Annotated in this window: 10 protein-coding genes; 8 read left to right on the plus strand and 2 right to left on the minus strand. The window is 65.7% G+C overall.

Features of this window, described 5'->3' with window-relative positions; genetic code table 11:
- Window positions 1-118: 118 nt before the first annotated feature.
- Window positions 119-931 carry a hypothetical protein gene (locus BUS42_RS17820; RefSeq protein ID WP_074308411.1) on the minus strand — a complete coding sequence of 271 codons (813 nt, stop codon included), beginning with the start codon at window positions 929-931 and terminating at the stop codon, window positions 119-121.
- A gap of 528 nt (window positions 932-1,459) precedes the next feature.
- Between BUS42_RS17820 and BUS42_RS17825 the strand changes: the two genes are divergently transcribed.
- The 5 genes from BUS42_RS17825 (at window position 1,460) to BUS42_RS17845 (ending at window position 8,069) form a co-directional block, all read left to right on the plus strand.
- The gene (locus tag BUS42_RS17825) at window positions 1,460-2,860 is read left to right on the plus strand and encodes a hypothetical protein (protein ID WP_074308413.1); all 1,401 of its coding nucleotides are present in this window, start codon (window positions 1,460-1,462) and stop codon (window positions 2,858-2,860) included.
- 57 nt (window positions 2,861-2,917) lie between these two features.
- Entirely contained in the window at window positions 2,918-4,075 is a 1,158-nt protein-coding gene (locus BUS42_RS17830) for an SGNH/GDSL hydrolase family protein (RefSeq protein ID WP_074308415.1), read from the plus strand.
- A complete protein-coding gene (locus BUS42_RS17835; RefSeq protein WP_074308417.1) occupies window positions 4,072-5,337 on the plus strand; it encodes a hypothetical protein in 1,266 nt (421 codons plus the stop codon). Before BUS42_RS17830 ends, BUS42_RS17835 begins: the two co-directional genes overlap by 4 nt.
- A 23-nt stretch (window positions 5,338-5,360) precedes the next feature.
- Window positions 5,361-6,932, plus strand: coding sequence for an amino acid adenylation domain-containing protein (locus BUS42_RS17840; RefSeq protein WP_074308419.1), 1,572 nt, complete (start codon window positions 5,361-5,363; stop codon window positions 6,930-6,932).
- A gap of 168 nt (window positions 6,933-7,100) precedes the next feature.
- A complete protein-coding gene (locus tag BUS42_RS17845; RefSeq protein WP_143206362.1) occupies window positions 7,101-8,069 on the plus strand; it encodes a lysophospholipid acyltransferase family protein in 969 nt (322 codons plus the stop codon).
- A 63-nt stretch (window positions 8,070-8,132) separates the two neighbouring features.
- On the opposite strand, the gene BUS42_RS17850 is transcribed toward BUS42_RS17845, so the two are convergent.
- The gene (locus tag BUS42_RS17850; RefSeq protein ID WP_074308423.1) at window positions 8,133-9,938 is read right to left on the minus strand and encodes a cytochrome c peroxidase; all 1,806 of its coding nucleotides are present in this window, start codon (window positions 9,936-9,938) and stop codon (window positions 8,133-8,135) included.
- Window positions 9,939-10,484: 546 nt separating this feature from the next.
- On the opposite strand from BUS42_RS17850, the gene BUS42_RS17855 reads away from it, so the two are divergent.
- Genes BUS42_RS17855 through BUS42_RS17865 form a run of 3 tightly spaced genes read left to right on the plus strand, consistent with a single transcriptional unit; the run spans window position 10,485 to window position 12,970 of the window.
- Window positions 10,485-12,254 (plus strand): carbamoyltransferase family protein, encoded by a 1,770-nt coding sequence (locus BUS42_RS17855; RefSeq protein ID WP_074308425.1) that lies wholly within the window; start codon window positions 10,485-10,487, stop codon window positions 12,252-12,254.
- 38 nt (window positions 12,255-12,292) lie between these two features.
- Window positions 12,293-12,709, plus strand: a complete 417-nt coding sequence (locus tag BUS42_RS17860) for an SxtJ family membrane protein (RefSeq protein ID WP_074308426.1) — start codon at window positions 12,293-12,295, stop codon at window positions 12,707-12,709.
- Between the two features lie 48 nt (window positions 12,710-12,757).
- The gene (locus BUS42_RS17865) at window positions 12,758-12,970 is read left to right on the plus strand and encodes a DUF5989 family protein (protein WP_074308427.1); all 213 of its coding nucleotides are present in this window, start codon (window positions 12,758-12,760) and stop codon (window positions 12,968-12,970) included.
- Window positions 12,971-13,103 lie beyond the last annotated feature (133 nt).

Below are 13,103 nucleotides of genomic sequence, written 5' to 3' on the forward strand. Positions count from 1 at the left end.
TCGCCTCGCCTCGCAGCTTTGGGCCGACGGTTTCGTACTCCATCGCGGCACCATCTCGGTTGAGACGGCGCGGGAAAATACCCGAGATGGCCCGATCCGACAAGCCGAGGCCTCCGTTCTACGTCTTGCCGCGAGGCCGACTCCACCACCGCCAGGCAAAGGCCAGGCCCACCAGCCAGGCCATCAGCATGGCGCTGAAGAGCTCGCGGCGACGGACCTCTCCGTAGGTCAGTTGCGACGCACAGCCACTCAGACTGAGTAACGCCAGGCCCAGACACACCATCAGCAACGGGACAAGCCGGGAATCAAAGAAGTAGCTCCGCCAGACCTCGGTGATCGCCCAGAAGCTGCCGAAGAGCGAGCCGACGAACGCCAACGCTCCCGCCAGTCCGCGCTCGATCACCCGGCGGCACCGCCCCAGCCGCCGAGCGCGGCGAAGCGCCGCCAATGCTACAAATAACCACCCATAGCCAACGAACCCAACCATCCCAATAACCCCAGCTCCCATGAGAATCCCCCACCACCAGGTCTGCCCCCACTGAGGCGGAGGTGACGGGATGGCTTGCCGGACCCCGGGCAACAGCTTGTCAACTGCGCCAAGCAGAAAGAGGAGTGCCCCCGCGACCAGGAACCCCGACCAAGGGCCGATTCCGACCCAGATCGCCCGATGGGACATCCACCCCCGGAACCCTCGACGCCCCGAGTCTTCCGGGAGATCAAGCGTGGCTCCCGCGAGAAAGCCATAACCCAAGAGCGGGCCCACGAGGATCACCCAGGTGAGCCACTCCCAATCGCGAGGATCGGGAGCACTCGTGGAGCCAAACGAGAGGTGACAGGTCTCGTAGTAGGTGCGTCCCAAAAAGGCCGGAGCCAGCGGAAAGAGGAACCAGGCGAACGCGGCTCCGAGCCCTCCGTCGTGCGGTCGGATCATGGTTGGCCCTCGCCTCAGCGGTACGGACCGACGGGAACGACTTCGAGGCGTTTCGCTCCCTCAAAGGATACGCCGTTTGCCCTCGGGTCACGAGCAAAATCGGATCCCGGTCGGCGTGGATGCCGCCCCATGAGACCCTCCGAAACCGGCCGTTTGGGGTTCGATCATTCGCGTTGACAGTTCCTCGGAAGATCGGGTATACCCTGGCGTCCTCTGAGGGAGGGAAGACTCCGAAGGCTTTTTCCAAGCCACGAAGTCGCTCCCCTTCTTCTGCGACGAACGCATTTGACTCTCAGCGGAACACGTAGCGAAACAGGGATGTCGCGGCCGCCGCGGGGGGGCAACTGGCTCAAGGATGGGCTAGCCCCCGCACTCATTTTTTTTCCGGGTCGATTCCTCCCCGGCGCCCACGTCTTCCCCAGTTTGACGCGAATCGAGACCCGCCGCCGGTTGCCCGGCCTATCGCTTAAATCGCGACATAGGTCGAATGCAACTGATCCGGCATGCCACAAACGAAGGGGCAGGCGCATGCGGCCTGAGACTCAACGCCCGACCGCTTTGCGGCCCACACCTCATCGCCAATACACCGCGCCGGAGCCAGGGTCCAACCCGGCCCCGGCGGCGGCCGAGCCGGCTCGGCCCGGACTTTATCCCGGCGAGCCCGAGGCCTGCCGCCGCGACTACCGGCAGTTCTTGCCGATCCTCGCCCATCTCGGCCTCTTTCTCGCGGTCTTCAAGGTCTTTCGCGTCGAGGGTCGGGCGTTCCAGATCCTGGTCACCGTCGCCTTGGCCGCCCTGCCCGTTCACTACCTGCTCCCTTATCGGTGGAAGAAACCCCTCTTCGTCGCCGTCTCGATCACCGGCCTGGCCCTCGTCTTCGGCCCCTTGGCCGCCTCATACGTCGTCGCACTCTCGCTGCTCCTGATCGGCGTCTGCCGCCTGCCGATCCCCTGGTGGACTCGAGTCACGACGCTGGCGGTCGTGGCCGTCGCCATCGCCCGGATCCGGCCCGAAAGCCTGGCGTCGGCAGTCCCCGAGAGCGTCTGGCCCATCCTGGCCACGATGTTCATGTTCCGAATCCTGATTTATCTCTATGAATTGAAGCACGCCAAGGCCCCCGAGACGATCGTCGACACGCTCAGCTACTTCTTCCTCTTACCCAACTACTGCTTCCTCCACTTTCCGGTGGTCGACTACCGGACGTTGCACCGCGGCTATTTCTCCCGCGAGATCCACGTCACCCAGCGTGCCGGTCTCCAGATGATCTTCGACGGCACGATCCACCTGCTCCTTTACCGCCTGGTCTACCACGAGTGGCTGATCCCGGCCGAAGAGGTCCAGGGCGCCACCAGCCTGGTGCGATACCTCGTCTGCAACTACCTGCTCTATCTTCGCGTCTCGGGCCAGTTCCACATGGCTTGCGGGATGCTCCACCTGTTCGGGTTCCAGCTTCCCCCGACGCATCATCACTACTTGCTGGCGACCGGGTTCACCGACTACTGGCGTCGGATCAACATTTACTGGAAAGACTTCATGGTCCGCCTGGTGTTCAACCCGGTGGTGTTTCGGTTGAAGCGGTGGCCGCAACCGGCGGCGCTTGCGATCGCGACGGTGGTGGTGTTCGTGGCGACCTGGGCGTTGCACGCGTATCAATCGTACTGGCTGCGGGGTTCATGGGGGATCAGTGGTCCGGACGCCCTGTTCTGGGGAATCCTGGGAGCTTTGGTGCTGGTCAACGTGCAGTTGGACGCGCGTCGGTCGCGGGCCCGCACTCGGGCAGGCAAGGGTCCGTTGACAGCGCGGGGGCATCTGGTGCGTGGGGCGAAGGTTGCGGCCACGTTCACGACGATCGCACTGCTCTGGTCGCTCTGGTCGAGCCCGACCATCGGGGCATGGGTGGACCTGATGCGTCGCGGGACCGGAATCTGAGTCTGAACCTGATTCTGGGTCGCTTGGCCGACGGATTGTTCAAGAGGTAAGCGTATCATGGCCCGTTGCTCGTCGCAGACCGTTCAGATCGTAGCGACGGCGGCGATCCTCGCCTGGGGGTTGGCGCCCGGTCGTCTGGCGTTGGGGACGCCGGGGCGGCTCCGCGAGACGCTGCGCAACGACCAGTTGAGCCAGGCCGACTACGAAAAGATGGAACGGGGCTATTACGAGCAGATCCTCGACGCGGGGCGCAAGCTCGGCGCTTCGGACGCGGTCGAACCGGAGTCGCCACGCCACAACCGGTCCCAGGCCAAGTCGGTGCCGTTCGAGGGAGGGCCCCTGGCGCAAGGCGTTGACGACCTCCGGGAATTCGTGCTGAAGCCGAACCTGTCGGTCGACCATGCCGGGGCGCGCTGGACGACCAACGCGCTGGGGATGCGCGACCGCCCCTACGAATCGACCAAGCCGCCCAACACGCTCCGGATCGCCTTCGTGGGTGACTCGATCGGCGCCGGCTGGGGAGTGGGCGATGGCCAGGCATTCGAAGCCGTGTTGGAGCGTCAGCTCGACGGACGATCGAAAGCAGGCGGGGGTTCCGCGGTGGAAATCCTCAACTTCGCGATCCCGGGGCACGGCCCCGGCCAGCGGTGGGAACACTTCAAACGCGTGGGCTGGGCCACCGAACCCGACCTCGTCTTGTTTGAATCCACCCAGGCCGACTCGGGCTGGGACGAGCGTCGGCTCCGCGGGCTCTTACCGCGCGGGATCGGTTGGGACTCACCGATGTATCGCGACGTCCTGACGCGGGCCCACGCCCGGCCGGGCGGGACGATTGAGAGTTATAAGCAAGTGCTTCGGCCCTATCGTGAAGAATTCGCGGCCGGCGTCTTCCGAACCGCCGCCGCCGATTGCCGCGCCCGGGGTGTGCCGATCGTCCTGGTGATGGTCCCGCGCGTGGGCAAAACGGCCGATCAGGCCGAGATCCAACGGCTGATCGCCCTGGCGCGTGACGCCGGGTTCACGGCGATCGTCGACCTCTCGGACACTTACAACGGCATCGACCCCAAAAGCCTGGCGGTCGGCCCGAACGACTACCACCCCAACGCCAAAGGCCATGCCATGCTGGCCCAACGGCTCGACGCCGCCTTACAGACGCAGACCAACTTGCTTCGGCCCCCAAAGCTCGGACCTGGTGAGAAGGGTGGCCGACAATGACGAACCACGAACCCAAGATGCGATCCGCGCACACCTGCTTCGCGAAGACCCTCGCCATCCTCCTGCTCGGCTTGCTCCCGCTCCCCGCGGGGTGGGTCCGCGCCCGATCGGCGGTGGATAGCGCCCGATCCAACGAGATGAATCGGACCGACCGCGAGATCAACGCAGGCGGTTATTACGAAGGCTTGATTGGAACCGATGCGCCGCAAGGCGGGCCGAGCGAGCTGACGCTCTGCCTGATCGGCAAGCCGAGAGGCTGGGGACGGCCGCGGGCTACCGACCTCAAGCGGAGCCTGGACGGCGACTTCCTCATGTTCGAGCTCCGGCCGAACGTGAAACAGACGCTCTACGGCGAGCCGTTCATCACCAACGGCTTCGGCATGCGGGGCCGTTCCCATCCGCATCAAAAGCCTCCGGAGACCTTCCGGATCGCCGTGCTCGGCTCATCCATCGACATGGGCTGGGGAGTCGGTTCCGAAACCATGTACGTCAACGAGCTGGAAAAGTGGCTCAATGACCACGCTCTGAAGCTCGGCCTCAAGCGCCGGTTCGAGGTCCTCAACTTCGCGGTCCCGGCGTACAGCCCGATGCAACGGTTCGAGTCGTTCCGGCGCAAGGCCGTCGAGTTTGATCCCGACCTGGTGCTCTACTCGGCCACGATGCTTGATATCCGGTTGATCGAGATCCACCTCTGCGACATGTTTCAGTGCCGGGTGGACATGACCTACGACTTCCTCCGCGAGGCGGTGGCCAAGGCGGGGATCACCGAGCGCGACCTCCGGCTCAATGCCGACGAGAAGCTGCGTGACAAGGACGTGATCAAAGCGAAGTTGCGCCCGCACTACTGGTCGATCTACAACGCCACCATGACCGCCCTGGCCGCGGAATGCCGCTCGGCGGGCATCCCGCTGGCCAGCATGATTATCCCCCGGGTCGGCAAGGCCGACGCTCCCATCGCCCGCGACGAGACCCTCGCGGCGCTACGGGCGGTCCTCACCCCGCACACCAAGCCCCTTTTCGACCTGTCGGGCACGTTCGACGACCTCGACCCGGCCGACCTCGAGATCGGCCCCCTCGACGACCATCCCAACGCCTTGGGCCATCACCGCCTGTTCCGGGCGCTGGCCCGAGCTTTAGTCAACGACGATTTGTATGAACTTCTTTTTGAATCGGCCCGACGTCCCGACTTCGATGAACATGGACCGGCCGGACTGCCTTCTCAGTCGCCCGCTCCGAAGGACGTTGGTCACGACCAACCCTGAATGACTTAGATTCGAGCACAACCATGGATGGAAACCACCTCAGTCAGTTACTCGACGAGGCCGCCACCAGGCGCCCCGACCACCCCGCCGTTGAAGACGAGCTCGGCCGATCGCTGACCTATGCAGAATTGGCCCGAACGGCCGACCGCCTCGCCACTCGCCTGGCCCGCTGGGGCGTCGGCCGAGGCGACCGGGTCGGCCTGTTCCTGCCCAAAGGGCTCGAGGCCGTCGCGGCGATCCACGGGATCCTCCGCGCCGGCGCGGCCTACGTTCCGGTCGATCCCACCGCGCCCGTCACTCGCGGAGCCGGCATCTTCGCCAGCGGCGGCGTCAAGGCCGTGGTCGTCGCCGCCGAGCTTGCCGGTGAACTCCAGAAGACATGGCCAGGGCCCGGCCCAGCGCCTCGCCTGATCGTGGTGGGAGCGACCGGCGAATCGGCCCCGTGCGACGCGTCCTGGGACGAAGTCAACCAGGACGACGCCCCGACTCCGCTCGCCCCTCCTCGCGGTTCGGACGACCTCGCCTACATCCTCTACACCTCGGGGTCGACCGGCCAGCCCAAGGGGGTGATGCTCTCGCACACCAACGCCTTCACCTTCCTCGACTGGTGCGATCACGACCTCGGCACCTCGACCGACGACCGATTCTCCTCGCATGCCCCGTTCCACTTCGACTTGTCCGTCTTCGACCTCTTCGTCTCGTGCCGGAACGCGGCGACCCTGGTCGTGATCGGCGAGACGCTCAGCAAGGAGCCCGCGCGACTGGGCGCGTTCATCGCCGAGCGGCGGATCAGCGTCTGGTACTCGGCCCCATCGATCCTGACTCTCCTGGCCAGGCACGGCGGCATCGAGGCCCCCGGTTACCCGGCCCCTCGGCTCGTCCTGTTCGCCGGCGAGGTCTTCCCGATCACGCCCTTGCGGCGGCTCAGGGAGTGCTGGCCGAACGCGACCCTCTGGAACCTCTACGGGCCGACCGAGACCAACGTCTGCACCGCGCATCGGATCCCGGCGACCATCCCCGACGACCGCACCGGACCGTTCCCGATCGGCAACGTCTGCCCGCCGCTCGAGGCGCGGGTGGTCGATGAACAAGGGAACGACGTCGCTCCCGGGTCGGTCGGCGAGCTGGTCATCGCCGGCCCCGGCGTGATGCGCGGCTACTTCGGTCAGCCCGAGCTCACCCGACTGGCCTTCCTCCAGGGCGCTGACGGCGTTTCGTGGTACCACACGGGCGACCTCGTGGTTGACGACGGCGACGGCTGCTTCGCGTTCCACGGCCGCCGCGACCGGATGGTCAAGAAGCGTGGCTACCGGATCGAGCTGGGGGAGATCGAGTCAGCGCTTTACCGCCACGAGGGTGTCGATCGCGCGGCGGTGATCGCCAAGGCCGACGACGCGGGCGTCTCGATCGCCGCGTTCATCGCCATGAAGCCCGAGCAGAAGCAGTCGATCATCGCCATGAAGCGGCACTGCACCACCCATCTGCCCCACTACATGGTGCCCGACTCGATCACCTTCGTCTCGGCCCTGCCGACGACCTCGACCGACAAGGTCGATTACCAAGGTTTGAAACGGCTGGCCTCGGCCAATGCGTGAGACCGGGATGACCGCGTCCGGGAACCTGGGAGCGAGCGGCGGTGAGCGCAACGATGAAGATGGTGGGCCATGCCCACCCTACAAAAATCCACACAACGCAAAACCACTAAACGCGTCCATTTTATCGCATCTTGAATTGAATCGTCTTCCTCCGTCCTCGGAGCCATCGTGACTTTCCGCCACCTCATGAGTTGGAAGACCTGCTTCTACGAGATGCTCCTGCCGACGCTCCGCCGCCTCGGCCCGGCGCGCTGCGATGCGATCATCGGCGGCCTGGGGCGGCTGTCCGCCGCGGCCTGGCCCCCGAGGCGCAAGCTGCTTGCCAAGGCGATCGATCGCGCGGGGACGGCCCTCCAGGCCGACTGGAACCCGACAACGGTCCACCCTGCCCTGGCGGCCAACATGCTCCGGTTCGCGGCCCGCGACTACCCGCTCGACTCGGCTCCTGACGAGGAAATCCTCGCCCGGTTCGACGTCAATGGGTTCGAGGGCCTTCAAGCCGCGCTCGACGGGGGCCGGGGAGCGATCGTGGTCGGCTGCCACCTGGGGGGGCACATCGCGGCCTTGCACTGGCTCTACCGCCGCGGAGTTCCGCTCCGCCTTTTGGTCCAGCGGCCCCGGCACGTCTCGCGCGAGCTCGACCGTCGTTTCGACCGTGACGAACCGCACCCGCAATCCGACTTCTTCCTGCGCCGGGACTTGTCCCCCGCCGTGGCGGCCGAGCGTTTGCTCCACGCCCGTGCCGCGCTTCGGGACGGTCTGGCCGTATACCTCTCGGGCGATATCCCGTGGAACGGCCCGAACACCCGGTCCGGCCAGTTGCTCGGCCAAACGCGAACGTTCCTCTCGGTCTGGGCCGACCTGGCCGTCCTGACCCGCGTCCCGGTCTTCCTCCTCTTCTGCACCCATCGTCCCGGCGGCCGCTACGCCCTGACGATCGAAGCCCCCTGGACCCTCGCCGCTGGCGAAGAGTCGGCCGCCCTGACCCGCTACCTCACCCGTCTCGAAACCGAGATCAAGGCCCACCCCGCCGACGCCGTCGCCCACCTGCTCTGGCCCTGCTACGGCCCTTCAACGGACCAGGCCGTCACCAACTCGACCGCCCGCCCCAGCCGGCGCGTAGCCGCGGTTCCCTGACAAGCCTCCATCAGTTCGCTCGCCCCAAGGGCGAGCGCAACCAGAACGCGGTGCTTCCCGCCGTTACAAGGTCTTGAGAAACGCGGACAGGTCGGAGACCTCTTCCGGCGTCAGCTCGGTCTCTTGAGGGTGCCGGTGCTGAAGAAACACGTCTTCAAGCGTCTTGGCCCGACCGTCGTGCAGCAACGGCTCACGATGGCCGACGCCGAGCAACGAGGGGGGATTGAACTTGCGATTGCCTGCCTCATCCATGAGACCCACGTCGTACCGACCCGTTGAGGTGTAAGCGGGGGGCGTGTGGCACTTCGTGCAGCCCTGCGAACGGAACAGGTCGCGACCACGATCGACGGCGTCGTGCCGGCTTGGCGCCGCGATCGCCTGGAGGGGCGGCAGTGAACGCAAATAGGCGGTCAATGACTCGACCTGATTGCCAGTAAGCTCCGATCCACGCATCGTTCGCTGGACCGACTTTTGAATCTGGTCCTCGAGCCGATCGATCGACCCGGTCCAGGTCCACGGGCCGGTCGCGTGGACGCCTCGGAGCGAGGGGACCCGCTTGGGTGCGCCGTAGGCTCCGTCTCCCAAGGTGTCGCCGAGTTGGCCATTACTGTGGCCGTCGGTGTGGCAACTGTGACAGCTCATCCAGCCGTCGAGCGAAAGGGTCGCGTCGTGGAACAACCGTTCGCCCCGCTCGACCTGTGTCGGATCGGGACGAGGGCCAAGGGGGATCGTCTTGAGCGTCTTACCGGAGAAAAGGTCGACCAGGGCCACCTGATCGCCGACCGCGTCGGCGACATAGACGGCGTTGCCGCCAGGCGTCAAGGCCAGGGCCGAGGGCCTCGTGCCGACGCCGTACCTCCGGAACTGGCCGAGCCGGCTCCGTTCGACGGCAACCTCGCCCACACCGCCGAGCGCCACCACCACGGAACCGCCCGGGCCGCAGACAAGGCTGGCCGGGTCGCCGGCGCCGCTGTACGGCTCGCCGAGATTCATGAGGTCACTGTCGCGAAGCAGGTCCTCGTCGGATCCGAGCGCCAGCACGGCGTCGACGTTCAGGTAACGAACGTGACTCGTCACAAACCGTCCCCAAAACACATCTTCGAAGTCGGTCCGGGCCTGACGATGGAGCCGCTGGTGCGCGACGATGAGGGTCCGGCCGTCAGCCGTCAGGGCGAAACCCCGGAGATTGTGCGCGGGCAGATTGCGGACCGAATCCAACGTGGCCCGCTCGCGGTCGACCACGGCAAGCTTGCCGCCGAACGCGTCGGCCACCACCAGCTTGGAGCCGGCGTTCACCAAGACCATGTTGCGGGGACTGAAGGGCAAGTCGAGGGTTCGCTCGCCGGTCACACGTCCCTGACCGTGATCCTCATGGCGGGGCAAGTCGAAAAAGGTCAGCCGGCGGGACTCGAGTGAAGCGACGACACACGAGCCGCCATCGGGCGTAACCACAAGACTGACCGGGTCGGCCGCGACGGCCTGGCGGGCGACGACCCGAACCGTGTCCCCGCTCGGTTCCAGCAAGAGCAGCGCGTTGCCAACCCGGTCGACGGCCAGCAGGCGCCCGTCGGCAACCGCCACGACGTCGGCCAGTCCGCGGCCGACCTGCGGCTCGGCCACCACCCGACCCGATTGCGTCGCGACGATCGAGAGGCTGCCGCTCCGCCGATTGGCGACGTACAATCGGCTTCCGTCCGGGGAAAGGCAGAGGCCGACCGGCTGGCGAACCTGGCAGACCAGCGGTTGTTGCGGCTCGGATTCAGGTTCAGGCTCACCCCCGTGAACCCATCCGTCGGCGCCGGCCAGAATCAACAGGGTCAGTCCGACGAACCACCAGGGTGTGCGGACCATCGCAGGCATCATGTTCATCGAAACGACTCGTCGAGTGGGCTGGCGTTCGAATCCAATGGTACGTATCGGGATGGTCGCCCCGAGAGTTCAAGGAGAGGGCGTCTCCTCCGCAAATCCAAACCTCGAGAATGCCAACGCGGAATCTCACCGTCCCTCATGCATGAGACAACCGCAATGGCACGATCATTGTATCACCTGGCACCTGCGATCCGTATAACTAAGGGGGGGAGGGCGATGTAGACCAATGGGACGGCGATCATGTCAACGGATCCACCACCACTTGAACAATAAATCAACTGCAACCCAAACCATGAGCTTTATTGAGACTGTAGCAAGGATATTGGAATCTCGTTCCTACGCTCTGCGTGGGAATGCCGTCTGCGACGCTCCGCGTCGTCTTCTCCGGCAGGTGGGGTCGCAGAGCGGCCAGAACGGCATTCCCACGCCGAGCCTGGGAACGAGTTTCTCCCGCGAATTTCGGCCTCTGGGACAGACAGACGGCCCGGTTTCCTGGCGACAGACTCGCTTGATTTCCCAATCCACGGTCACCGTGACAGCCGACGCATGACCGCAATCCTCGGGCTCTCCGCGTTCTATCACGACTCGGCCGCGGTGGTCGTGGTTGACGGCCGGATCGTGGCCGCCGCGCAGGAGGAGCGATTCAGCCGCAAGAAGCATGACGCCGGCTTCCCCGCCGGCGCGGTGGCCTACTGCCTGGGCGAAGCGGGACTGACACCGGCCGACCTCGACTGGGTGGGATTCTACGATAAGCCGCTTCTGAAGTTTGAGCGGTTGCTCGAGACCTACATCGCCTACGCACCACGCGGGTTTCGGTCGTTCCGCCGGGCGATGCCCGTCTGGCTCCGCACCAAGCTCTTCCTGCCGAAGGCGATGGCCCGGGGACTCGGCGGCTACCACCGTCGCTTCGTCTTCGCCGAGCACCACGAGTCCCACGCGGCCAGCGCATTCTTCCCGTCGCCGTTCGAGGAGGCGGCGATCCTGACCGTCGACGGGGTCGGCGAGTGGACGACCGCCAGCTTTGGGATGGGCCAAGGCCATCGGATTGGCTTGACGCACCAGCTCCGCTTTCCCCACTCGCTCGGCCTGCTCTACTCGGCCCTGACCTATTACACCGGGTTCCGCGTCAATAGCGGCGAACATAAGGTCATGGGACTGGCCCCGTACGGCCGGCCCGTCTACGCCGACCTCATTTTGAAGCACTTGCTCGACCTGAAGGACGACGGCTCGTTTCGCATGGACATGTCGTACTTCAACTATACGCATGGTCTGACGATGACCTCGGCGAAGTTCCACCGGCTCTTCGGCGGACCGCCCCGCCGCCCGGAGTCGCCGGTCACCCCGCGCGAGATGGACCTGGCCGCGTCGCTCCAGGCCGTCACCGAGGAGATTCTCCTCCGGATGGCTCGGCACGTTCACAAGGCAACCGGAGCGAAGCAACTCTGCCTGGCCGGAGGTGTCGCCCTGAACTGCGTCGCCAACGGCCGGATCCTCCGCGAAGGGCCGTTCGAGGAGATCTGGATCCAGCCCGCGGCCGGCGACGCGGGCGGAGCCCTCGGCATCGCCCTGTTCATCGAGCATCAACTCCTCGGGCACCCCAGGACCCCTCAGCCGACGGACTCACAACAGGGGTCATTGCTCGGCCCCGCCTTCTCCGACGCCACCATCGAGCGGTTCCTCCAGGAGCAAGGGGCGGAATACACCCGGTACGGGTCGGACGAGGAACTCTGCCAGGCGGTCGCCGAAGCGCTGGCTGGTGGCCAGGTTGTCGGCTGGTTCCAGGGAAGGATGGAGTTCGGCCCCCGCTCCTTGGGCGCACGGAGCCTGCTGGGCGACCCCCGCAACCCCGAGATGCAGGCGGTCATGAATCTCAAGGTCAAGTTCCGCGAGTCGTTCCGCCCGTTCGGACCCGCCGTGCTCCGCGACCGAGCCGCCGACTTGTTTGACATGCGCCCAGAAGATGAGAGTCCTTACATGCTTCTCACCTTCGCGGCTCGCCCCGAGACCGAGCTTCCGGCCGTCACTCACGTCGACCGGTCCGCGCGAATCCAGACGGTCGATCCCGAACGGAACCCACTCTTCCACCAACTTCTCCGCGCCTTCGCGACGCAAACGAGCTGCCCGGCACTCATCAACACCAGCTTCAACGTCCGCGGCGAACCCGTCGTCTGCACGCCGGCGGACGCCTATCGCGGCTTCGTCGCCACCCACATCGACCTTCTGGCCCTGGGCCGTTGCGTGGTCCGCAAAGCCGGCCAGCGCCCGCTCACCCAGGCCGAAGTCGTCGCTCACCTGGCGCGATTCCCGCTCGACTGAACGAACCGAAGAAAGAAAACAAGAAAAGGACCCCGGCGATGTCCCTGACCCCGATCGACTGGCGGCCCGAACCGAAGACGCTCGCCCAGTTCTCCGAAATCAGCCTGTTCTTCCTGGGGATGGTCGCCGCCCCGCTGGCCTCCCTGCGCGGGCAACCGACGCTCGCGGCCACTTTCTGGGTCGCGGCGGTGGCCTGCCGAATCGTCGGCGCCTGGCGGCCGACCGCGTTGAAGCCGGTCTACCTCGGCCTGACCCTGGCCACCTGGCCGATCGGCTGGGTGGTCTCGCACCTCGCCCTGGCCGTCGTCTATTATGGAGTCATCACGCCAATCGCCCTCGTCTTCCGCCTGCTCGGCCGCGACCCGCTGACCCGGCGCTTCGACCGCGACGCCACAACCTACTGGGAACCGTACGACCCTGACCGCGGAACCGATCAATACTTGCGTCAATTCTAATTTTTTATCGGGGCGACAGCGCAGACCCTCTCCGCTCGGGACAAGACGATGGCAAACGACCGGATCGAGAACCCGAAAACCGACAGTCTCGACGAATTGGCCCAGTCCTCGCAGCCAGGCCTGGCGGCCGAACTGCTCGATTTCCTGAAGTACAACAAGAAGTGGTGGCTGCTGCCGATCCTGCTGGTGCTCGGCGTGTTCGGCGTCCTGCTGGCGATGGCGTCCACCGCGGCGGCACCGTTCATTTACACGTTGTTTTGAGGCACGAGGGGCCTCATGAAAACCACGACCCGCCATCGAGCGAGGAATCACCCTCGTTCCCACGGGGGACCGTGGGAACGAGTCGCGAGGAGCGTCAGCGTCCTGTCTTTCTAAGGCGAGGACGCAGTACAGG

It is taken from the genome of Singulisphaera sp. GP187 (assembly GCF_900129635.1).
In the GTDB taxonomy this organism is placed as follows: Bacteria; Planctomycetota; Planctomycetia; order Isosphaerales; family Isosphaeraceae; genus Singulisphaera.